This is a genomic window from Diaminobutyricibacter sp. McL0608, assembly GCF_039613825.1.
Taxonomy (GTDB): Bacteria; Actinomycetota; Actinomycetes; order Actinomycetales; family Microbacteriaceae; genus Diaminobutyricibacter.
This window is the reverse complement of sequence record NZ_CP154826.1, coordinates 3,011,777-3,034,505: the sequence shown is the minus strand read 5'-3', so window position 1 is coordinate 3,034,505 and position 22,729 is coordinate 3,011,777. Positions and strand designations below refer to the sequence as shown.

Genomic DNA, 22,729 nt, shown 5'->3' with positions numbered 1-22,729 from the left:
CTCAGGCTGCCGCCCGGATGGAGCGGCGGAGCCGGCCGAGCAGAATGTTGCGCGGACGGTGTCGGAGCCAGCCCGGCAGGTACGGGTAGACGGAGGCGGTCAGTCGCATGAGCCGATCGAATCGACGCTGCCGGCGGGCGTTCCACGGCAGGCCGAATTCGACCCGCACCCGGGTCGGCAGGAGGCCCGCAGTGACCAGCCGGGCCACCGGCATCACCACTCGCAGCCACAGCGGAAGGTTCCGGGAGTGCAGGAGCTGGTACGCCACCGCCCGCGTTGCCGGGGTGACTCTGAGTGTCGGGAGCGTCTCAGCCCAGTAGGCGGCGAACTCGTGCCGGTCTTTGGGCCAGAGATGTGGTGGAACCTGGAGGGCTGTGCCGAGGACCGAATACTCCTGGAAGATTCGGTCGGCCGATTCGGCGTCGATCGGGCCGAAGGTACGTTCGTACACGGTGACGGCCGAGTCGTAGAGAGTCGCGGCGACCCACAGCTGGAGGTGCGGATCGAACGCGTTGTACGCCGGGCCGTCCGGTGCGGCGTCCGCGGCGTGAACCGGTGCATGAGCATGATTGACCGCGCGCTGGACCGCGAGCACCTCGTCTGGCGAGCCATAGACCGCCGCGTACGCGAAGGTGAGAGTGGCGCGCAGGCGACGGAGCGGATCCGCAGCGAAATCGCTGTGGTCGACGACACCGCGACCGACCGCAGGGTGGGCGATCTGGAGGAGGATCGCGCGCCCGCCACCCGCGACCAGTACAGCCTCGGCGCCGACATCGCGTGCCCCAAGTGGTCTGCCCATGTCCCGCCTCCCTCCGGTGGTGCGGTCAATCATGCCAGCGGATTCATCCGAGGACGCTGCGAGTCGACCGCCGACGGCCGCGGACGACGCCGAGAACGAGCAGATCGACACCGAGGGCGATCGTCAGGCCGGCGACTAGGGGTGCCAGGTATTCGTTGCGTGTGCCGGTCTGGGCGAGCATCGCGGTGGCCATCGCGGGGCCCTCGACGAGAGTCACTTCGGAGGCCACTCCGAAATCCGACTGCCAGGGACGAATTCGGGATCCGCCCTGTTCGGCAGGCACCGATCCGGGATCGATGCGCTCGACCCAGACGTAGTAGCCCGCGTCTTCGAGCGCACACTCAGGCGTTCGGTATTCACCCGGACCCGATACCTGCGTCGAAACGGTGCACACGGTAGGAGCGCCTGCCGGGATCGCCGTCGATCGCTCGACTGGCGAGTCGAACGGCCCGAGGAGCGAACTCTCCACGGTCACAATGATGGGGGACATCCCGCTGTCGTCGTCGAACACTCCCCACGATGGAAGCAGGCCGTCGCCGGCGAGGACATCCACTTGCAGGAGATCGCTGACCCTCGCCCCCGGTGCGGCCGTCGGATGACTGGTGCGGGTGGTGACGACCGGCTGCATCGGTCGCGGCGAGACGCCGACCCCGGTGACCGAGGTCGACGCTGCGGCGGAGGCGGGTGTGGAGATCAGGAGTGCCTGCACTTCCTCACCGGACCTGCCGACGAGAAGGCGGTCGCCGAACGGAAGCTCCGTGAACCGAACCGTGGCCTCGACCTCGATCGTCGGCTCCGACGAGACCGGGAAGACCTCGACGTCAGTGCCGTTCACAATCTCAGACGAGGTCGAGCCGTCGGTGAAAGTGGCGCCGACGAGCTCTACGGCCCCGCGGTGCCGTCCCCCCGGAACGTTCGCCAGGGTCCCGTCGAGCAACTCGGTCCTCAGTTCGGCCCTGAGCCGGCCGGGCCCGCTCTCGGAGAGTTCGAGCACCGCACTCGCTGCAACGGACGCCGTCGCTTCGCTCGTCGCCTCGCCCACCATCGCACGCGCCCGGGCGAGAACGGCATCCCTGTCGGCTCCGGCACGGGACGCGAGCTCCTGCTCGGTGTGACCTCCCAGTCCCGCGATGATCCAGGTCGCGAGCTGGCCGCCGGCAGCCGTGACCCGGTCGTCTGACATCGCCCAGGTGCGTGAAATGTAGGCAAGGCGGGCGGCGTCGGCACTGGTGAACCAGCCGAGGCTCGCTCCCTCGACAAGTTCGGTGCTCCGGCCGACGGGCCACGTCTTGCCCGCTTCGAGGCAGAACCCACGGGTGCCGTCGTCGAGCTGGTACGAGCCCAGCCAGTATCCGTCAGACGATCGGAAGCCGACGGCGGGTCCGGTCGCAGAGAGGGCCAGCGCGCCCAGCGAGCTGACGAGGATGGAGAAGAGCATGAAACCGGCCACCGCGACCGCGGTGACGAGGACTGAGATTCGTTGTGACATGGTCCCAGCGTCCGACGTCGCGAAAGCTGTCGGCGCTGCCCGGAGGCGAAATGTGGACAGGGTGGCTGCCGGCCGTCTTGTGGAGGAGACGGCATCCACAGGCCGGTGCGCCGGCGTCCAGTCGGAGAGGATAGAGTTCTCAGTGGCGAATTTGTCTCGGCGTCGAGCTATCTCGGCCGGAATTCGCCGAAAATACGGACATTGATGGCGCCACGAGCGCGCGCCGGCACCAGCGGATTGGATAACCGTGGATCTTTACGAGTACCAGGCCAGAGACCTGTTCGAACAGTACGGGGTTCCGGTTCTTCCGGGCATCGTCGCGGATACTCCGGAGGAGGTGCGCGCAGCAGCCGAGAAGCTCGGTGGTGTGGTGGTCGTCAAAGCCCAGGTCAAGGTCGGAGGCCGCGGCAAGGCCGGCGGTGTGAAGGTCGCGAAGAACCCGGACGAGGCGGAGGCGGCCGCGAAGGCGATCCTCGGTCTCGACATCAAGGGGCACGTGGTCCGTCGGGTGATGGTCGCCGGCGGTGCCCGCATCGCGCAGGAGTTCTACTTCTCCGTTCTCCTCGACCGGGCCAACCGCTCCTACCTGTCGCTGACGAGCGTCGAAGGCGGCATGGAGATCGAACAGCTCGCGGTGGAGAAGCCCGAGGCTCTCGCTCGCATCGAGGTCGACCCGATCGTGGGCGTCGACTACGACAAGGCTGTCGCGATCGCGACTGCCGCCGGCTTCCCGGATGAACTGGTGGAGAAGGTCGCGAATGTGTTCGTGAAGCTCTACGACGTGTACAAGGGCGAGGACGCGACGCTGGTCGAGGTGAACCCGCTCGTTTTGACCGAGGAGGGCGACATCATCGCGCTCGACGGCAAGGTCACTCTCGACGAGAACGCCGGGTTCCGCCACCTGTACCACGGTGCGCTCGAAGACAAGGCTGCTGCGGACCCGCTGGAGGCGAAGGCGAAGGCCAGCGACCTGAACTACGTGAAGCTCGACGGCGAGGTCGGCATCATCGGCAACGGGGCGGGGCTCGTGATGAGCACCCTCGACGTCGTCGCCTACGCCGGTGAGAACCACGGCGGCGTGAAGCCGGCGAACTTCCTCGACATCGGCGGCGGCGCATCCGCTGAGGTCATGGCGGCCGGGCTCGACGTGATCCTCAACGACCCTCAGGTCAAGAGCGTGTTCGTGAACGTCTTCGGCGGCATCACCGCCTGCGACGCCGTCGCGAACGGCATCGTGAAGGCGCTGGAGATCCTCGGCGACGAGGCGAACAAGCCGCTGGTCGTCCGTCTCGACGGCAACAACGTCGACGAGGGCCGACGCATCCTCACCGAGGCCGCCCACCCGCTGGTCACCCTCGCACTCACCATGGACGAAGGCGCCGACATGGCCGCCGAACTGGCTGCAAAGTAAGGACGACAACAATGTCTATCTTCCTCAACAAGGATTCCAAGGTCATCGTCCAGGGCATCACCGGCGGTGAGGGCACCAAGCACACCGCCCTCATGCTGAAGTCGGGCACCCAGGTCGTCGGCGGCGTCAACGCCCGCAAGGCCGGCACCACCGTCACCCATGGTGCTGTCGAGCTCCCCGTGTTCGGCACGGTCGTCGAGGCCATCGAGAAGACCGGCGCCGACGTGTCGATCGTCTTCGTCCCGCCGGCGTTCGCCAAAGACGCCGTCGTAGAAGCGATCGACGCCGAGATCCCGCTCGTCGTCGTCATCACCGAGGGCATCCCGGTGCAGGACTCGGCCGAGTTCTGGGCCTACGCCAAGGTCAAGGGCAACAAGACCCGCATCATCGGTCCGAACTGCCCCGGCATCATCACCCCCGGTGAGTCGCTGGTCGGCATCACCCCCGCGAACATCACGGGCAAGGGTCCGATCGGCCTCGTCTCGAAGTCCGGCACCCTGACTTACCAGATGATGTACGAGCTGCGCGACCTCGGTTTCTCGACCGCGATCGGCATCGGCGGCGACCCCATCATCGGCACCACCCACATCGACGCCCTCGCCGCGTTCGAGGCCGACCCTGAGACCAAGGCGATCGTCATGATCGGCGAGATCGGCGGCGACGCCGAAGAGCGAGCGGCCGACTTCATCAAGGCCAACGTGACCAAGCCGGTCGTCGGCTACGTCGCCGGCTTCACCGCTCCCGAGGGCAAGACGATGGGCCACGCCGGCGCCATCGTCTCCGGTTCGGCCGGAACCGCCCAGGCGAAGAAGGAGGCCCTCGAGGCCGCCGGAGTCAAGGTCGGCAAGACGCCGAGCGAGACCGCCGCACTTCTCCGCGAGGTGTACGCGTCGCTCTGACGTCTCGATTCGAATAGGGCCCTGCGGAATTCCGCAGGGCCTTTTTTCGTGCCCCGGAGCATACCTCAGCGCTACAGTGAGCATCACCGGGTGAAGGGGAATCGACATGGCTCGACCGACCAACGCAGACCTGATGAAGCGCATCGAGGACCTCGAGGCCGAGAACGCAGCCCTCCGGTTGCACGAAGCCGGCGGCCCTGAGGTCGTGCTCGAACCCGTTCCCCTGCCGCCGCTGAAGAAGAAACGGGGCTGGGGCTGGACCCTGCTCGCGACCGTCCTCATTCTGATCGGCGCCATCCTCGCACCGGTCGCGGTGGTCGCCTCATGGGCGAAAGTCCAGCTGACCGACACCAACACCTTCGTCGCGACCTATGGGCCGCTCGCGAAGGATCCCGCGGTCCAGGCATACATCACCGACCAGGTCGTCGACATCATCAACCAGCAGGTCAACGTCGAGCAGCTCACGAGTGACGTGATCGACGGCATCACCTCTCTGGGCACCGGTCCCGCTGCCACGCGGGCGCTCGAAGCTCTGAAGGGCCCGGCCGCTCAGGGCATCCAGGGGCTGATCCATACCGCTGTCAACAATTTCGTGACATCGAACGCCTTCGCTGACGTCTGGACGGCTGCGCTCAAACTGAGCCACGCGCAACTCGTCGCGACGATGCAGAACGATCCCAAGGCGGCGATCGCGATCGGATCCGACGGCTCGATCGGCATCCAGCTCAAACCGATCATCGAGCAGGTGAAGTCCACACTCGTCAGTCAGGGAATCACCTTCGCGTCGCAGATCCCGACCATCGACCGGACTATCACGGTCGCCCAGTCCGATGCGATTCCCACCGTTCAGCTCGCCTACAACGTCGCGCTTGTCGCTGGTGCCTGGCTGCCCTGGGTGGCCATCGCATTCCTCGCCGCAGGTGTTCTCGTCGCGCGCCGCAGGTCGGTCGCCCTCATCTGGGCGGCCATCGCGCTCGCCTTGTCGATGATCATCGTCGCGGCAGGCTTCGCGATCGGTCGCGTCATCTTCATCGCGTCCGCGTCCCCCGCACTGCTGCCGTCGGGCGTCGCTCGCACCCTGTTCAACACCGTCGTGGCGATGATGCAGGAGACGACCGTGGCAGTGCTCGTGCTCGCGATCGTCGTCGCCGTCGTCAGCTGGTTCGCCGGACCCTTCGAGGTACCGCGAAAGCTCCGGGGTTTCTACGCGTCCGGGGCCACACGCCTGCGCACCGTCGCCGAGGAGCACGGGATCACTACCGGCCGCGTGGGGGAGTGGCTCTACACGCAGAGGGTGCTCCTGCGCGTGATCGTGGCCGTGATCGCCTCCGCCATCGTGCTCTTCGTGCGGCCGATCACTCCGGCTCTCACGATCTGGACGCTGGTGATCGCCGTGCTGGTGATCGCCATCCTGGAACTCGTCGAGCGCCCCGTTGCGACCGTGCCGAAGGCTGCCGACGAAGACACTCCGGTCGTCACGACAGGCTGAGTCGGCGCTGCGGCGGAGGGCTTGCCGGGAGCTCGCCGACCGCACGAAGTGTCTGCCGAGCGCTCCGCCGTTCGGCGGGTAGGCTCCAGCGGAGATGAATCGCACAACCGTCGCCCTGCTCGCAGCCCTCGAGGCGGTCATCGTCGCAGCGGTCGGCCTCGGCATTGCCCTGGTTCCACTGACGATCCTCTGGGCCGCGCAGTATCACCTCGCTGTCGACTGGTTCATCTTCTGGCGTGCAGCGGGTGACATCTGGCTGGTCGGGCACGGTGTCAACCTCACGATCGCCCTCGACCCGGTGACGGCGGCCACGCTGGGACTGCCCGCTGCAGCGGTGCCGTTCCAGATCACCATCGCCGCCCTCGGCTTCGCCCTGTTCACTGCCGCGTTCGGCGTACGCACAGGGCTCCGCGCATCCGAGACCGCCTACCGTGTGACCGGTGTCGTCACTGCGCTGGCGGTGTTCGCGGCGCTTTCCGCGATCGTGACGCTCACCTCGGCGAGCGCTCTGGTCCACCCGTCACTGTGGCAGGGCATCGCGCTTCCGCCGTTCGTCTATGCGATCGGTATCGCGATCGGCATCGGCGCAGGGCTGGCGCGGCGCGAGCGGATGCGTCGGGCTACGCTGTCCGAGACCTCGCCGGTCCCGCGGGCGGGTCGCCTCGCTTCATCACTGCGGATGCGGATGGATGCGCTTCCTCCGGCGTTCCGCTCCGGAGCCGCGGCCGCAGCACGTGGCGGTACCGCGGCCGCAGCTCTCGTCATCGCGGGCGCGGCACTCGTGCTCACCGTCCTCGTCATCGTCGACTTCGGCTCGGTCGTCGGCCTGTACGAACGTCTGCAGAGCGGCGCGCTCGGGGGCGCAGCGCTGACGGTCGCCCAGGCGGCGTTCATCCCCAATTTCGTCATCTGGACGGCGGCCTGGCTGATCGGTCCCGGTTTCGCGATCGGAACCGGATCGTCGGTCGGGCCCGTGGCGACGCAGCTGGGTCCCATCCCGACCGTCCCGCTTTTCGGCGTACTGCCGACGGGCGGCCTCGCGTTCGGATTCCTCGGCCTGCTGGTTCCGCTGCTGGCCGGGTTCCTCGCGGCGATACTGCTCCGGTCGCATGTGAACCGCTCCGCAGCCGTCCACGGCACGGGCTGGGTCTTCCTGACCGCGGTCGGCGTCGGTATCGTCGCGGGCATCGAACTCGGCCTGCTCGCATGGTGGTCCTCGGGTTCGCTGGGTCCCGGTCGCCTCCACGACGTCGGCCCGAATCCGTGGATGGTCGGGCTGATCGCAGCGGCGGAGATCGCGGTCGCCGCGGGTATCGGAATGCTGGCTGTAGGCCGGATACGGCGTTGAGCCCGTGTCCGCGATCGCGGACCGGTACGCTCGCCGGACGCGGTTCGGCCACGTCTCTGCGGCCCGACGGCGACCGGTAGGCTGGGAGCGTGCTTTCGCTCGTGGTCCTGATCTCCGGCGGCGGGTCGAACCTGCGCGCACTGCTCGAAGCGTCTGAAGACGCCGAATTCCCGGCTCGCGTCGTCGCCATCGGAGCCGATCGCGACGCCGAGGGCCTCGCATTCGCCGAGGAGTTCGGCATCCCGTCGTTCACCGTTCCGTTCTCGTCGTTCGGCGGTCGCGAGGAGTGGGGGGATGCGCTTCTCGAGCAGATCCTGCAGTGGGGTCCCGACCTGGTGATCCTCTCCGGGTTCATGCGGCTTCTGCCACCCCGTGTGGTCGCTGCCCTCTCACCGCGGCTGATCAACACGCATCCAGCGTTCCTCCCAGAGTTTCCGGGCGCGCACGGCGTGCGCGACGCCCTCGCAGCCGGGGCGACGGAGACGGGTGCGAGCCTCATCGTCGTCGACAACGGCGTCGATGCGGGTCCGATCATCAGTCAGGAGCGCGTGGCGGTACTTCCCGGTGATACCGAGACGAGCCTGCACGAACGCATCAAACCCGTCGAGCGCCGCCTGCTGGTCCAGGCCGTACTCGACATCGCCAACGGATACATCGACCTCAAGGAGCTTGCACGAGCATGAGCGGACCCCGTCACGACCCGAGCCTCTACCGAGAACGCGACCTCGTGCCGGTGCGCCGTGCTCTCGTGTCGGTCAGTGACAAGACCGGGCTCATCGAGCTCGCCGCGTCCCTCGTCGAGGCCGGCGTCGAGATCGTCGCAACCGGCACGACCGCGATCCGGATTCGCGAGGCCGGTCATCCGGTGACCGATGTCGCGAGCGTGACCGGTTTCCCCGAACACCTCGACGGTCGTGTGCGCACGCTGCATCCCGGCATCCACTCGGGGCTCCTCGCCGACCTGCGGCTCGCTTCGCACGAAGCAGAGCTCGCCGAACTGGGCATCAAGCCTTTCGAGCTCGTCGTCTCCAACCTCTACCCGTTCGTCGAGACGGTCGCCTCGGGAGCCGTCGGCGACGACGTCGTCGAGCAGATCGACATCGGGGGACCTGCGATGGTGCGGGCGTCTGCGAAGAACCACGCGAACGTCGCGATCGTCGTCTCGCCGGCCGACTATCCGCGCATTCTCCAGGCGATCACGACCGGAGGCACCACCTTCGAACTGCGTCGCGAGCTCGCGGTCAAGGCGTTCGCCCACACGGCCGCCTACGACGCGGCTGTGGCGGCCTGGTTCGCCGGTGAGACCCCGTCGACCGACGACTGGCACGAGCGCTTCGAGGTCGAGGCCGAACTGAAGGCGACGCTGCGTTACGGAGAGAACTCTCACCAGTCGGCAGCCCTCTACGTCGACCCTGCGGGTCGCGGTATCGCGCAGGCCACGCAGCTCGGCGGCAAGGAGATGTCGTACAACAACTACGTCGATGCCGACGCCGCCCTGCGCAGCGCATACGACTTCGCGGAGCCGGCTGTCGCGATCATCAAGCACGCCAACCCGTGCGGCATCGCAGTCGGTGCGGATGTGGCGGATGCGCACGCCAAGGCCCACGCCTGCGATCCGGTATCGGCCTACGGCGGTGTCATCGCCGCGAACCGTACCGTGAGCCTCGCGATGGCGCGAGCCGTCAAGGACATCTTCACCGAGGTGCTGATCGCGCCCGACTTCGAGCCCGAAGCGCTCGAGCTGCTGCAGACCAAGAAGAACCTTCGCCTGCTTCAGCTGCCCGCAGGCTACGCGCGGCCGCTCACCGAGTTCCGTCAGATCTCGGGAGGCGTGCTGGTGCAGGACTCGGATCGGTTCGACGAGTTCTCGTCCGACGCCTGGCAGCTCGTCGCCGGGGCGGAAGCCGATGCCGCGACCCGCGCCGACCTCGAGTTCGCGTGGAAAGCGTGCCGCGCCGTCAAGTCGAACGCGATCCTCCTCGCCCACGACGGTGCTTCGGTCGGAGTCGGCATGGGACAGGTGAACCGCGTCGACTCGTGCAACCTGGCCGTGGCTCGCGCCGGCGACCGGGCCACAGGGTCGGTCGCAGCCTCCGATGCGTTCTTCCCGTTCGCCGACGGCCCGACCATCCTCATCGAGGCGGGTGTCGCGGCGATCGTGCAGCCGGGCGGGTCGATCCGTGACGAGGAGGTCATCGCTGCGGCGAAGGAGGCCGGAGTGACGATGTACTTCACCGGGGAGCGCCACTTCTTCCACTGATCATTGTGGGCGAAACTCCGACCGGAAGATGGCACAATAGCATCGGCCCACCAGGCCACTAACTACTGTCACGATCCCACGAGGAGACAACGATGTCCGCCATGCCCATCGACCTGACCGCCACGACCGGCGCAGACCTTCCCCACGAGCGAGTGCTCGTCGTCAGAGGGGAAAGGAGCGGTCTGACCATCAGCATTGCGGTGCATTCGACTGTTCTCGGGCAGGCGCTCGGCGGATGCCGCGTCTGGACGTACGACAACTGGGTCGAGGCGTTCAACGATTCGCTGCGCCTCGCCGAGGGAATGACGATGAAGAACGCTGCCGCCGGGCTCAACCGTGGCGGCGGCAAGACGGTGATCTATGTTCCTCGCGGAACTGTGCTGACGGCTGAGGAGCGCCGCGCGGCGATGCTCGACCTGGGAGACGCGATCGAGAGCCTGGGCGGCACCTACATGACGGCAGAGGATGTCGGCACGTCCGCCGAGGACATGGCCGTGGTCGCGACGCGCACCAGCCACGTCTGCGGACTTCCGTCTTCGGAAGGCGGCGTCGGGGAGCCGAGCGATGCGACCGCTGCCGGCGTCTACGCCGGGCTGCTCGCCACGCTCGAGGAGGTATTCGGCAGCCGTGAGGTGGCCGGCCGGCGCATCACCGTGCTGGGTCTCGGTCACGTCGGCTCGATCCTCGCGATGCGTCTCGCAGCAGAAGGAGCCGTGCTGACCGTCACCGACGTCAACCCGGTGAAGCGTGCGCTGGCGGATACGCTGGGTGCGACCTGGGTGGAGCCGGAGTCGGCGCACCGCGTCGAAGGCGACCTCTTCGTGCCGGCCGGTGTCGGCGGAGTCCTCACCGACCAGGTGATCGATGAACTTCGCGTGAAGGCCGTCGTAGGCCCCGCCAACAACCAGCTCGCTGCTCGCAGTGGGGCAGAGCGCCTCCGCGCGCGCGGAATCATCTGGGCACCCGACTTCGTGGTCAACGCCGGCGGCGTGATCTTCCTCTCGATGATGAACGAGGACCAGCCGTCGGCCGAGGCCACGCGCGAGCGGGTGGACGGTATCGGCGACATCGTCTCGCACATCTTCGCGGTCGCCCGCGAGCGCGGTATCACGACCCTCGAGGCCGCTGACGACATCGCGCTCGCTCGCCTGCGCGAACCAGCCAACGCATAGAAACGCTCCGCTAGGGTTGATCCTCATGACCAACTCGCTGGGCCGCAGGCTCGTTGCTTCCGCTCTGTCCGCCTTCGTCATCGCGTTCATCGTGCACGTCTCGATGGTCCTGGCGTTCACGGTCAGCAACCTCGCGAGCACGACTGGTCCGTCCTGGTCGACGATCGTCCAGGTCAGCGATTACTTCTCGCTGGCGAGCGTCTTCGCGTTCATCCTGCTCCTGGTCGCCGGTGTGATCGGTGCGTTCGCCCGTTGGTGGACTGCACTGATCGCCGGCTTCCTGGTCGCGGTCATCGCGCCGTTCCTGAACACGCTGATCCTGGCACTGAACGCAGGCAACGCGATCTCCGGCGCTCTCCTCGGCTTCGTGATCGCATCCCTCGTCGGGGTCAACCTGCTGTTCGCCGTCCTGGTCACGTCGCTCACGCCGACCTTCGGCCGGTGGCTCTTCAAGCGGTTCGTGGACTACTCGGGTCGCGCTCGTTCCGGCTCCCGGATCGCGCTCGTCCGCATCCCGGCATCGAACCTGGTCGACGGACTCACCACGCACATCGAACGCGAGCCGGTCGACGCGGAGCGTGCCGACCAGCAGTGGGACGGCTACGTCGCTGCGCTTGCCGCGGCCGGCTGGGAGACCGTCGAGGTCTCACCCGCGGACGCACTCGCCGACTCCGTCTTCGTCGAGGACACGGCGGTCGTCTTCGGCGACACGGCCGTGATCACCCGCCCGGGCGCCGATTCGCGTCGTGACGAGACCACCGGCACCGAGGCTGTGCTCCAGGCGCAGGGTCTTGCGATCGAGCGCATCCAGGAGCCCGGAACCCTGGATGGCGGCGACGTCCTGAAGGTCGGCTCGACCGTATTCGTCGGCCGCGGTGGCCGCACGAACGCCGACGGTATCCGTCAGCTGCGGGCGCTCGTCACGCCGCTCGGATACACCGTGGTCGCCGTGCCGGTGACGAAGGCGCTGCACCTCAAGACTGCCGTCACCGCGTTGCCGGACGGCACGGTCATCGGCTACGAACCACTCGTCGACGACCCGTCTGTCTTCGGCCGGTTCCTCGCTGTGCCCGAGGCGCACGGGACTGCCGTCGTGGTGCTGTCCGACGACACTGTTCTCATGTCGGCTTCGGCGCCGCAGTCGGCAGCCCTCATCGCAGACCTCGGCTACTCCGTCATCACGGTCGACATCAGCGAATTCGAGAAGCTCGAAGGCTGCGTGACCTGCCTCTCCATCCGCATCCGCGGCTGAACGAGTCGGGGCGTGCTCCGCACACCCGAAATTGATCTTGCACTCAGCGGTCTTGCAGTTATAAGCTGTAAGGCTGCTTCGGGTTGAAAACAGCCCACGGCGGCCACCGACGTGATCAACATACGGGCTCAGGAGGACGCCATGAAGACAGAAACCACCACACCGACCGCGGTCGTGTTCGAGGGTGCTGTCACGGGCGCCCTCCGGCAGCGTCCGATTGCGTCCCCGGCACTCGAAGCAGCCCGGTAAGTCCCCGAGGCCAGCGCTCTTCCGGCCTCCGGCCGGCATTCGATCCGGGTCCGCGACGGACCTGCCATACCGACCCTTCGTCCGGCGCCTCAGCGCGCTCTCCGGCGCTTCGCCGACCCGAATCACTCCACACAGCTCCACCGCCACATCTCACAAGAAACCGGTCTCCTATGTCTGCACCAGCTGGACACCAGCACCCACCCCGAGAATCCGCGCCCGCCATGGGCACGTTCCGCACACTGATGCGCATCTTCCCGTTCGCGAAGACGGCCCTGCCGCGCATCATGCTCGGCATGGTCGCCGCGCTTCTCGCGAGCCTCGTCGCACTGAGCATCCCCCAGGTGCTCCGCTGGCTGGTCGACGGCCCGCTCGCCACCGGCGACGCCTCGCAGGTCTGGCCGGCCGCGCTGCTCGTCGTCGGCCTCGGGGCCGCCGAAGCGGTCTTCATCTCGCTCCGTCGCTGGTTCGTGCTCACGCCAGGAACCCACGTCGAAGCCAAGATGCGCAACGGCCTCTACGCGCAGCTCCAGGACCTGCCCGTCGGCTTCCACGACCGCTGGCCGAGCGGCCAGTTGCTCTCGCGCGCCGTGAGCGATCTGAACCTGATCCGCCGCTGGATCTCGTTCGGCCTGGTGCTGATCGTCGTGAACGTGATCACGATCGTCGTCGGCTTCGGCATCCTGATCGTCTGGAACTGGCTGCTGGGGCTGATCTTCCTGGTCTGCTCCATCCCGGTGTGGATCTACGGGTTCATCTTCGAGGGTAAATATTCGACGATCGCACGTCGCAGCCAGGACCAGGCCGGCGATCTCGCGACCGCGGTCGAGGAGTCGGTCCACGGCATCCGCGTCCTGAAGGCGTTCGGCCGCGGCAAGCACGCCCTCAAGAACTTCGAGACGCAGGCCGAGCAGCTTCGCGGAACCGAGATCGAGAAGGCGAAAGCGATCGCGGGCATCTGGCTGTGGCTGCTGCTCGTGCCCGACGTCGCGTTCGGCCTGTGCCTGGTGGTCGGCGTCTGGCTCGCGGCACAAGGCCAGCTGACCGTCGGTGAGCTCGTCGCGTTCTTCGCGACCGCGACCGTGCTGCGGTTCCCGGTGGAGTCCATCGGCTTCCTGCTGTCGATGACCTTCGACACCCGGACCGCTGCGGACCGGTTCTTCGATGTGATGGACACCGTCAACTCGATCACCGATCCCGAGAACCCGAAGACGATCGCGGAACCTCGCGGTGAGCTCGTCTTCGACAACGTCCACTTCCGCTACCAGGACTCGCCCGAGCGCTTCCCGGACCTGCTCGATGGGATCGATCTCACAGTCGAGCCCGGGGAGACCATGGCGCTCGTCGGACTGACCGGTTCCGGCAAGTCGACCCTGACCGCGCTCACCACGCGCCTCTACGACGTGACCGGTGGGAGCATCCGGATCGATGGTGTGGATGTGCGTGACCTCACCCGGTACGACCTCCGCAGGTACCTCGCCATGGCGTTCGAGGACGCAACGCTCTTCTCGGCATCCGTGCGTGAGAACGTCCTGCTGGGGCGCGACGACCTCGACGTGAACTCGGCTGAGGCGGATGCGCAGCTGACCGAGGCGCTCGAGATCGCGCAGGCCGGGTTCGTCTACGACCTTCCGGACGGCACCGAGACGAAAGTCGGTGAAGAGGGGCTGAGCCTGTCCGGTGGGCAGCGGCAGCGGCTGGCGCTCGCGCGCGCGGTCGCGGCCAAGCCGTCCGTGCTCGTGCTCGACGACCCGCTCTCCGCGCTGGACGTCGACACGGAGGCACTCGTCGAGGCTGCTTTGCGGCGGGTCCTGGCGGCCACCACTGCGCTCGTCGTGGCCCACCGTCCGTCGACCGTCATGCTCGCCGACCGGGTCGCGCTCCTCGAGGGCGGACGCATCACCGCCGTCGGCACCCACCACGATCTGCTCATGACCAGCGAGCACTACCGTTTCGTCATCTCGAGCCTCGAGGACGAAGAAACCGAAGACATCCTTCAGGAGGCGAACCTGTGACGACCGTAGTTGGAGTCGAGGGCGAAGAACGCAACGACTTCACGAAGTCCGAGAGCCGCCAGATCCGACAGCGCTCGCTGCGTCTGCTCGGCTCATTGCTGCATCCGCTGCGCATGCGACTGGTGCTGACGATGATCGTCGTCGTCGTCAGCACTGCCGCGCAGGTCGCGGGCCCGGCGATCATTGCGTTCGGGATCGACAACGGCCTGCCCGCGCTGATCGACAACAACTGGTTCCCGGTTGCGGCGGCCGGTCTGGCCTACATGATCACGGGTGTGATCGGGGCTGGGCTCATCGCCTGGTACACCGTGCTGAGTGCGCGCATCAGCCAGGCGATCCTGATCGACCTGCGCAAGCGCGTCTTCCTGCACACCCAGAAGCTGAGCCTCGAGTTCCACGAGTCGTACACGTCCGGCAGGATCATCTCCCGCCAGACGAGCGACCTCGATTCGATCCGCGAGCTGCTGGACTCGGGTATCAACCAGCTCGTCCAGGGCTTCCTGTACATGCTGTTCATCGCGATCGCGATGTTCACCCTCGACTGGGTGAGCGGCGTGGTCCTGGTGTGCTCGCTGCTGCCGCTGTACCTCCTGACGCGCTGGTTCCAGGTGCGCTCGCAGAAGCTGTTCCGCATCTCGCGGGTCGCCTCGGCGAAGCTGATCGTCCACTTCGTCGAGACGATGACGGGGATCCGCGCCGTCAAGGCGTTCCGCAAAGAAAAGCGCAACGAGAAGGAGTTCGGCGGCCTCGTCGAGGACTATCGCGATGTGAACGCGCGGGTCATCCAGCTGTTCGGGATCTTCGACCCCGGACTCGTGATGATCGGCAATGTGACCGTCGGGATCGTCCTGCTCGTCGGCGGGTTCCGGGTGGCCGACGGCCAGCTGGCGATCGGTGCGCTGCTCGCGGCGCTGCTGTACACCAGGCGCTTCTTCGACCCGATGGAGGAGATGGCGATGTTCTACAACTCCTACCAGTCGGCGGCAGCGGCACTCGAGAAGATCTCGGGCGTGCTCGAGGAGGAGCCGACGGTTCCCGATCCCTCGCGACCGGTCGACCTCTGGGAGTCGCGCGGCCACGTGTTCTTCGACGACGTTCGGTTCGCGTACAAGAAGGACCGGGTCATCCTGCCTGACTTCACGCTCGACATCCCCGCCGGGCAGACGATCGCACTCGTCGGGTCGACGGGCGCCGGCAAGTCGACGCTCGCGAAGCTCATCTCGCGGTTCTACGACCCGTCGAGCGGTACGGTGCGCCTCGACGACGTCGACCTGCGCGACCTGCATCCGAAGGACCTCCGTCGCGCGATCGTGATGGTGACCCAAGAGGCGTACCTGTTCAGCGGCTCGGTCGCGGACAACATCGCTCTCGGCAAGCCGGACGCGACGCGCGAGGAGATCATCGAGGCGGCCGCAGCAGTCGGCGCGGATGATTTCATCCGCGGGCTCCCGAACGGCTACGACACCGACGTGAACAAGCGAGGAGGTCGTGTCTCGGCCGGGCAGCGCCAGCTCATCTCGTTCGCGCGCGCGTTCCTCGCCAACCCGTCGGTGCTGATCCTCGACGAGGCGACCAGTTCGCTCGACATCCCGAGCGAGCGGCTGGTGCAGCAGGCGCTCCAGACTCTGCTCGCCGACCGGACGGCGGTGATCATCGCGCACCGGTTGTCGACGGTCGCCATCGCCGATCGCGTACTGGTCATGGAGCACGGACGGATCGTCGAAGACGGCACGCCGGACGACCTGATCGGCGGCACGGGACGCTTCGCGCAGCTCCACGCCGCGTGGCGCGACTCGCTGGTCTGATCCGAGAGCAGCCCGCCCGACCCCGGAGGCGGGTGGGCTGCTCCGACGAAGTTGAACTACTGCGTTTCTCGCTGAACGAATCGGACCATCGATTTCCAGATCGCTCTGCTCCAGTTTCGCGCCAGGCCGCCGTTGGTCAACCAGGCGGACGTGAGTACTGCGAGAAGTGTGAGAATCACAACGGTGACCAGGAGTCCGGCACGTACCCACCAATTCTCTGGGATTCCGATTCCCGTATTGACCACAGCGAAACCGAGAGACGACACGACAATCGAGCTGAGCGTCATCGAGAGTTGTGGGCGGAGGAGCGATGCGGTGGTGATCTGAACACCTAGTTTTCTGAGGGTGCGGGTAACCAGCGCGGTGCTGACAAGTCCGCCGACGAGATTGGCGACAGAAATTCCGGTGGCGATGACCGGGACGGCCATCGCCACCGGCACGAGGAGGGCTGCGCCCGCGCTCAGGGCGGTAATGAGAGCGACTGTGGTCTGTGTCACCAACACGCTGGAACCCGACCGGAGGGCAAGTGCGGAGCGGTTCATTGCATACGTCTGACTGAACCCGGTCATCCCTATCGATAAGAGAACGAGAACGCTTCCGATGACGGGAGAGTTCCACAGCACGCTCCCGATGAGTGTTCCGCTCGTGATGAAAATCGTTGTGAACAACGCTGAGACGAATGCAATCTGGCTGGTCGAGTTGACAGTGTCGGCAGCTACAGTGTCGAAATCTCGTGAGGCGGCGCTGTGGCTCACCTGGGTGAACAGAGAAGTGCTGATCGCGACCACGAGAACGCCGTGTGGGAGTAGGGACACGAGGTAGGCGTTGTTCAGCGAATTGAGACTTGCTCCAACAGTGCCGGCATCGTGTAGGCGCGCGCCGCTGAGGTTCGCGACATTGCTTACGACGAGGTAGGCCGCCTGTCCCGCTAGGACCCCAACGAATGCGAGCCCGGCGGTGCGACCGGTTGTTTTCAGCCCTCGAAAGCCGAACTGGAAGCCGATGCGACGAAGCGCCGGAAGGAGAATCGCTGACTGGACGGCAACTCCGAGAGTCGCTGTCCCGCAGAGAAGTGCCACCATGGTGGGTGTCCACTGCCCAACCGCGGCGTTTTCTCTCGGAAAGATGAGGGCAAAGAGACCGAGGCCGAGAACCGAGACGACATTGAGGGCGATCGGTGCCCATGCGTATGGCCCGAAGACGCGATGAGCGTTCAGGATCTGTCCGAGCACCGAAAATACCACGAAGAAGAAGACTTGCGGGATGCACCAGTAGGCCATCATTGTCGCCAACGAGATCCAACGCTCGGGCCACCCTTAGGCAAAACCACGTACCAGGGCGGGCGCGAGCCAGGTCAACGCGAGCGTCAGGAGCAATGCCCCGACGATCGTAAGCGTGAGGAGGCGATCGAGATCTCCACCGCCGGGGGCCTTGGTTGATCGAACGATCTCTGGCACAAGAATCGCTCCGAGTAGACCGCCGGCAACCAGGTCGTACACGTTGGTAGGCAGCTCATTCGCTACCGCGAAAGCCTGACCGCCGACAGCGACGCTGGTACCGCCGATGAGCAGCACGACGACAATGCTCCGAAGGAATCCCGTCGATCCCGAAAACAAGGTCGCCACAGCCATGCTCGAAATATGTCGACGGCTACTGGTAATTTGACGGCTCAGTTCCCGCTCCTTCTTGCGGGTGATCGCGTAACCCTGAAGGGCTTTCGCCGTTTGCGCTGAATTGCACGCCGAGAGGATTCCGTCCCTTTGGTTTTCGCCTACGATCGGTCGGGGACCGAACGAGACGAAGCACCCAACTGAGTGCTCATAAAGGGGCACGCGCGCGACCGGCGATGATCACGCGACGGCGAAGAAAATCACGAATATTGGTGAGGTGCTCACCTGGGACCAGGGTCCGCATTTGCCACACGACAGAGCAGAACGCCCTTCCCGAAGCCGGGGAAGGGCGTTCCGTCGTGCAAGGCGGGGAGCGATGGGACCAGGTGCTCCCGCCACCGAGGCTGCGGAGGGTGGGGTTGAGTCAGCCCGCCGCCGCCCGGGTCTCGAGGGACTGCCGTCCGGAGTGGAAGATTCGGTGACGCGTGTCGGTGAGGACGCGGAAGAAGGCGCCGGACTCATCCCGGCGACCGTCGACCACGACGAGGCTTGCGCCGGCATCGATCGACTCGCTGGCCTCTGCTGAATCGACGGTGCTGTGCGAGGTGTCGGTCACCAGGGTCAGGCATCGGGATGCGACGAGGCGCCCGGGTTCGGCCAGTACCGTGAGCCGGTCCTTCATCGGCAGCAGAAGGGTGCGGACGGCGCGGGCGACCTCTGCGAGTTCGACCGCCGAACCGTGCGCGGCCGCGGGGAAGTCGGAGCCGAGGTCGAGAATGTCGAACCGGCGCGCGAGAGCGTTCTCGAGTTCGACCATCAGGCCGAGCGCTCGCGCGATGGCCGCGGCGTACGGCTGCGCGCCTCGGTGACCGCCGAGATGGAGACTGAACCCGTCGACGCGCACGCCGAGACTGTCAGCGAACCGCACCGCGCTCGCGGCCTCGTCGATCGCGATGCCGTGGACGATCGTCGGCACGCGGCGTTCGCGCGCATCAGGGAAACGCACACGCAGGATCAGTGCGACATCATCCGGGTAGCCGACGAACTTCTCCAGCTCGGTCTGCGAATCGACCACGAACATGCGCACGCCGGCGTTGTAGGCGGCCAGCAGGTCCTGCGGATGCTTCACCGGATGGGTGTGGACCACCCGCACCGGATCGACCCCGGAGGCCAGGACCGCCGCGAGCGCGCCCTCTTCGGAGACCTCGAAGAACCCATCGCACTCGGCGATCGCTGTGATCACAGCGGGATGGGCGAGCGCGCTCGCGTCGTAGTGGAACCGCACGAACGGGAACGCCGCTTGTAGTTCGCGATATCGGATGCGCGCCCGGTTCGGGTCGAGCACGAGGAGCGGGGTGCCGAAACGGCCTGCCAGTTCGTCCATGCGGTCGAACTCGGTGGGCGTGTGCGCGCCGGACCTGCTGGTTCGTCGTGCCTCGGCGTACATCTGGACTCGTCCTCCTCGTCGTGCGACCAGGGGATCCTGCGTGTCGGGCCACGCAGGTGATCCCTCGGGTTCTGGTCGGCGCACAATCGATGTTGCTCCTGTCCGGGCTGCCGGGCATCGGAGCGATCACCCCATTGCAGATGCGTGCTAGCTCGGATGCGCGGGTCGGTGCCGGTGGCGAAGAATCGATGCATGAACCTGCGCGTTGTGATCGTCGACGACCACGCGCGATTCCGTGAGCAGGCCAGGGAGCTGCTTCAGCTCGAGAAGTTCACCGTCGTCGGGGCAGCAGCCACGGGAGTCGGGGGTCTCGAACTCGCCCGGCAGCTGAACCCGGATTTCGTGCTCCTCGACATCGGACTTCCCGATACGATCGGATTCGACCTCGTTCCTGCGCTCCACGAGTCGGGCGCCGCCGTCGTGCTCACCTCGAGCCGGGCGTTGCGCGACTACGGCACACGGGTGGAGGACAGCGGCGCCGAAGGGTTCATCAACAAAGGCGAACTCACCGGCGACGCGATACGCAACGTTCTGGGGTGACCGATGGTGGTGCCACGAAGGGGGGCCGGGTGACCGACGTCGTGAGGGTGGCGATCGCGGACGACGCCGTCCTGCTCCGTGAAGGGATCGGCCAGATCCTGCGCTCCGGCGGCATCGAGGTCGTCGCCTCCGTCGGGTCGGCCGAGGAACTGCTCGCACTCACCGAGGTGGACGACTCACTGGATGCGGTCGTGCTCGACATCAAGATGCCGCCCACGCACACCGACGAGGGTCTCCGCGCGCTCGAGGAACTCCGGCACCGCGGTTCGACTGTCGGCGTGCTCCTCCTGTCGATGTACACGACCGCGACGTACGCGATCCGGGCGATGAGCGCCGGAAGCGGTACCGGCTACCTGCTCAAGGACCGTGTCGCCGACGCCGACACCCTCGTGCGCGCTGTGCGCACCGTCGCTTCGGGCGGCTCGGTCGTCGATAGCGAGGTCGTCGCCGCACTGGTCGCCGGCCGCGTGTCCGGCGACGCCCTCGGCTCGCTCTCGGAACGCGAGCGAGACGTTCTCACCCTGATGGCCGAGGGCCGGTCGAACCAGGGCATCGCATCCGCACTCCACCTGAGTCTGCGCACCGTCGAGACCCACATCGGGCACATCATGTCGAAACTCGACGTCGAGGATTCTGCGGAGGGACACCGGCGGGTCCTCGCCGTGCTGCGCTACCTCGGCCGCGGGGCCTGAGGGGGAGCGGATGGCGCGCCACTGGGTCCGCGGGATCGCGGTTGCGATCGCTGTCGCGGGCAACGCGGGCGGCCAGCTCGCCGGTCTGATCGCCAACGACTACGGCGATCGCCCGCACGGCGTCGGCTGGGACACCACGTTCGTCGTCGTCGGCCTTGTCTACGCGGTCTGCGCGCCCATCGCCTGGCGTATCGTTCCGCGCCCGTCGCCCGGCTGGCTGATGGTCGGCGCCTCGATCTTCTGGTCGGCAGGGTCCTGGGGCCCGATCGCGCGCTCGGTCGGATGGGTGTGGCCGGTCGTGTCCGGGGTTACCGACCTCTGGGCCGTGCTGGTCGGCATCCTCGCCCTCTGCTACCCGTCGGGCCGCCTCGTCTCCCGCTTCGACCGCGGGCTCGTGATCGCGGCGCTCGGGCTGTTCACCATCCGGTTCGTCGGAATCCTCCTGGTCTATGCTCCGGCGGCGAACGACTGCGGATGTGTGCCCAACTTCTTCGCCGTCTTCCCCAACGCCGATGTCGACCGCGTGCTCGGCGCCGCCTGGCGCGTGATCGGCGTGTCGCTGATCGTGACGGTGGCCGTGCGCCTGGCGATCCGCTGGTTCGGGAGCACGCTGCCCGCCCGTCGGGTCGCGTTCATCATGCCGGTCGCCCTGTTGCTGTGGGCGTATGCGTCGGTGCAGGACGCCATCGGCTACATCTTCGGCCTGCAGGTCCCCGAGCCGTTCGAGTTCGTCCCGCCATTCGCGATCGCGCTCGTGCCGATCAGCTTCATCGCCGGCGTCATGTACACCCGCGGTCTCCGTTCGCGCGTCGCGGACCTGGTCATCGTCGCCCGCGACAAAGTCGATCGCGGGCTCTGGGAGAAGAGCCTCGCCGACTCGCTGCGGGACACGTCGCTGCGCGTCTACTGGTGGGATGAGCACAGCCGCGGCTACGAGACCTCCGACGGCGAGCCGATGCCGCACGACCTGCCGGCGGTGCGCCCGGGACGGTCGACCCTGGCGATCGGTGCGGAAGACGACCCGATCGCGCTGATCGAGCACGACGTGGCGCTCAGCGAGGACACCCGGCTTCTCGACGCCGTGTCATCGGCCCTGCTGCTGTCGGTCGACAACGACCGGCTTCGCGCCAGGCTGGAACGCACGCTCCAGGAGGTCCGCGAGTCCCGCCTGCGCATCGTCGAGGAAGGCTACAACGCCCGGCGACGGCTGGAGCGTGATCTGCACGACGGGTCGCAACAGCTCCTGGTCTCGCTGGCGATCGGGCTCCGGATCGCCACGTCCAAGGCGCAGGAGGCCGGTAACGCGGAGGTGGCGGGAGACCTCGAGCGGTCCTCAGCCCAGCTGGCGGAGGCACTGCGCGAGCTGCGTGAACTCGCCCGCGGCATCCATCCCACCGTCCTGACCGATGGCGACCTGCGATCGGCACTGTCCGAGCTGGCGCTGCGCAGCCACGTTCCCGTCGAGGTGACGGTGGCGTTCGATGAGAGACTGCCGGACGTGGTCGAGGAGACGATCTACTTCGTCGTCGCCGAATGCCTCACCAACGCGGCGAAGCACGCCGAAGCACGCAACTGCAGCGTGACCGTGACGCGGTCGGGTGGGACCGTGTCCGTCGTCGTGAAGGACGACGGCCACGGCGGAGCGGTGGTCACCCCGGGCGGCGGACTGGGCGGCGTGCGTGACCGGGTCGAAGCCGTCGACGGTCACTTCGACACGAAGAGTGTCTCCGGCCTCGGCACGATCATCGAACTCACCATTCCGGTGCACGCCGCGCCTGTGCCGGTCACGGATTCGTAGCCGCGGACGGACTCAGGACGGTTGGCCCTTGGCCGCGTAGACCTGATCGCCGATCACGAACGCGCGCCAGCCGCCGGTGCACGAGACGGCCGTCTTGGCGACAGTGTCGACCGGCCACCAGGAGTCCTGGATGGGCGGTTTCGGAACCGGCGCGCTCGCCGTGCAGGTGCCGGGTGCGAAGTGCTTCTTCGACGTGTACGTGAGGATGGCGTCGCTCCCATTGGTCTGGAAGTCCACCCGGATGGTCGTGGCGTCGTCCGGAAGCCAGCCCGGTGAACCGAACGCGGCTGTGGCCGCGGTGGTGAAATCGCTCTTCGAAGCGAAGATGTCGCTCGACACGCTGGGGGAGAGCGACTGGAGGGCCGAGCATCCGCCGAGCGTGGCGACGAGCAGCGCGCTCGCGACGGATGCGATGGCGATCCTGGCTGATTTCACTGAGGCTCCTGAAAGGTCGGTA

Annotated in this window: 19 protein-coding genes; 13 read left to right on the top strand and 6 right to left on the bottom strand. The window is 66.9% G+C overall.

Annotated features, from left to right (window positions below; translation table 11 throughout):
• Position 1 precedes the first annotated feature (1 nt).
• Both AAYO93_RS14475 and AAYO93_RS14470 read right to left on the bottom strand, forming a co-directional pair.
• Positions 2-799 (bottom strand): oxygenase MpaB family protein, encoded by a 798-nt coding sequence (locus tag AAYO93_RS14475; RefSeq protein WP_345761874.1) that lies wholly within the window; start codon positions 797-799, stop codon positions 2-4.
• A gap of 43 nt (positions 800-842) precedes the next feature.
• Positions 843-2,288 (bottom strand): hypothetical protein, encoded by a 1,446-nt coding sequence (locus AAYO93_RS14470; RefSeq protein WP_345761873.1) that lies wholly within the window; start codon positions 2,286-2,288, stop codon positions 843-845.
• A 247-nt stretch (positions 2,289-2,535) separates the two neighbouring features.
• Between AAYO93_RS14470 and sucC the strand changes: the two genes are divergently transcribed.
• From sucC to AAYO93_RS14420, 10 genes are all read left to right on the top strand, one after another.
• The gene (gene sucC / locus AAYO93_RS14465) at positions 2,536-3,699 is read left to right on the top strand and encodes an ADP-forming succinate--CoA ligase subunit beta (protein ID WP_345761872.1); all 1,164 of its coding nucleotides are present in this window, start codon (positions 2,536-2,538) and stop codon (positions 3,697-3,699) included.
• Between the two features lie 11 nt (positions 3,700-3,710).
• Positions 3,711-4,598 carry a succinate--CoA ligase subunit alpha gene (gene sucD / locus AAYO93_RS14460; RefSeq protein WP_345761871.1) on the top strand — a complete coding sequence of 296 codons (888 nt, stop codon included), beginning with the start codon at positions 3,711-3,713 and terminating at the stop codon, positions 4,596-4,598.
• A 106-nt stretch (positions 4,599-4,704) separates the two neighbouring features.
• A complete protein-coding gene (locus AAYO93_RS14455) occupies positions 4,705-6,087 on the top strand; it encodes a hypothetical protein (protein ID WP_345761870.1) in 1,383 nt (460 codons plus the stop codon).
• Positions 6,088-6,181: 94 nt separating this feature from the next.
• Positions 6,182-7,435 carry a cell division protein PerM gene (locus AAYO93_RS14450; RefSeq protein WP_345761869.1) on the top strand — a complete coding sequence of 418 codons (1,254 nt, stop codon included), beginning with the start codon at positions 6,182-6,184 and terminating at the stop codon, positions 7,433-7,435.
• A gap of 89 nt (positions 7,436-7,524) precedes the next feature.
• Complete coding sequence (purN, locus tag AAYO93_RS14445) at positions 7,525-8,118, top strand: phosphoribosylglycinamide formyltransferase (RefSeq protein WP_345761868.1); 594 nt, start codon at positions 7,525-7,527, stop codon at positions 8,116-8,118.
• The gene (gene purH, locus AAYO93_RS14440) at positions 8,115-9,695 is read left to right on the top strand and encodes a bifunctional phosphoribosylaminoimidazolecarboxamide formyltransferase/IMP cyclohydrolase (RefSeq protein WP_345761867.1); all 1,581 of its coding nucleotides are present in this window, start codon (positions 8,115-8,117) and stop codon (positions 9,693-9,695) included. The genes purN and purH overlap by 4 nt, the downstream gene beginning before the upstream one ends.
• A gap of 92 nt (positions 9,696-9,787) precedes the next feature.
• On the top strand, positions 9,788-10,867 hold the full coding sequence (locus AAYO93_RS14435) for a Glu/Leu/Phe/Val dehydrogenase family protein (RefSeq protein WP_345761866.1): 1,080 nt from the start codon (positions 9,788-9,790) through the stop codon (positions 10,865-10,867).
• Between the two features lie 25 nt (positions 10,868-10,892).
• Positions 10,893-12,119, top strand: coding sequence for a dimethylargininase (gene ddaH / locus AAYO93_RS14430; RefSeq protein WP_345761865.1), 1,227 nt, complete (start codon positions 10,893-10,895; stop codon positions 12,117-12,119).
• Between the two features lie 470 nt (positions 12,120-12,589).
• Positions 12,590-14,380, top strand: coding sequence for an ABC transporter ATP-binding protein (locus AAYO93_RS14425; RefSeq protein WP_345761864.1), 1,791 nt, complete (start codon positions 12,590-12,592; stop codon positions 14,378-14,380).
• Complete coding sequence (locus AAYO93_RS14420; RefSeq protein ID WP_345761863.1) at positions 14,377-16,185, top strand: ABC transporter ATP-binding protein; 1,809 nt, start codon at positions 14,377-14,379, stop codon at positions 16,183-16,185. Before AAYO93_RS14425 ends, AAYO93_RS14420 begins: the two co-directional genes overlap by 4 nt.
• 56 nt (positions 16,186-16,241) lie before the next feature.
• Here AAYO93_RS14420 and AAYO93_RS14415 read toward each other — a convergent pair whose 3' ends face one another.
• The 3 genes from AAYO93_RS14415 to AAYO93_RS14405 all read right to left on the bottom strand — a co-directional run bounded on the left by AAYO93_RS14415 (position 16,242) and on the right by AAYO93_RS14405 (position 19,242).
• Entirely contained in the window at positions 16,242-17,468 is a 1,227-nt protein-coding gene (locus tag AAYO93_RS14415; RefSeq protein WP_345764895.1) for a lipid II flippase MurJ, read from the bottom strand.
• 33 nt (positions 17,469-17,501) lie between these two features.
• Entirely contained in the window at positions 17,502-17,816 is a 315-nt protein-coding gene (locus AAYO93_RS14410; RefSeq protein ID WP_345761862.1) for a hypothetical protein, read from the bottom strand.
• Positions 17,817-18,219: 403 nt separating this feature from the next.
• On the bottom strand, positions 18,220-19,242 hold the full coding sequence (locus tag AAYO93_RS14405) for a hypothetical protein (protein ID WP_345761861.1): 1,023 nt from the start codon (positions 19,240-19,242) through the stop codon (positions 18,220-18,222).
• 192 nt (positions 19,243-19,434) lie between these two features.
• Here AAYO93_RS14405 and AAYO93_RS14400 point away from each other — a divergent pair, with 192 nt between their 5' ends.
• The 3 genes from AAYO93_RS14400 to AAYO93_RS14390 are packed head-to-tail and all read left to right on the top strand — an operon-like array spanning position 19,435 to position 22,272.
• A complete protein-coding gene (locus AAYO93_RS14400; protein WP_345761860.1) occupies positions 19,435-19,782 on the top strand; it encodes a response regulator in 348 nt (115 codons plus the stop codon).
• A gap of 29 nt (positions 19,783-19,811) precedes the next feature.
• The gene (locus AAYO93_RS14395; protein WP_345761859.1) at positions 19,812-20,474 is read left to right on the top strand and encodes a response regulator transcription factor; all 663 of its coding nucleotides are present in this window, start codon (positions 19,812-19,814) and stop codon (positions 20,472-20,474) included.
• Between the two features lie 10 nt (positions 20,475-20,484).
• The gene (locus AAYO93_RS14390; RefSeq protein ID WP_345761858.1) at positions 20,485-22,272 is read left to right on the top strand and encodes a sensor histidine kinase; all 1,788 of its coding nucleotides are present in this window, start codon (positions 20,485-20,487) and stop codon (positions 22,270-22,272) included.
• A gap of 12 nt (positions 22,273-22,284) precedes the next feature.
• Here AAYO93_RS14390 and AAYO93_RS14385 read toward each other — a convergent pair whose 3' ends face one another.
• The gene (locus tag AAYO93_RS14385) at positions 22,285-22,707 is read right to left on the bottom strand and encodes a hypothetical protein (RefSeq protein ID WP_345761857.1); all 423 of its coding nucleotides are present in this window, start codon (positions 22,705-22,707) and stop codon (positions 22,285-22,287) included.
• Between the last annotated feature and the right edge of the window lie 22 nt (positions 22,708-22,729).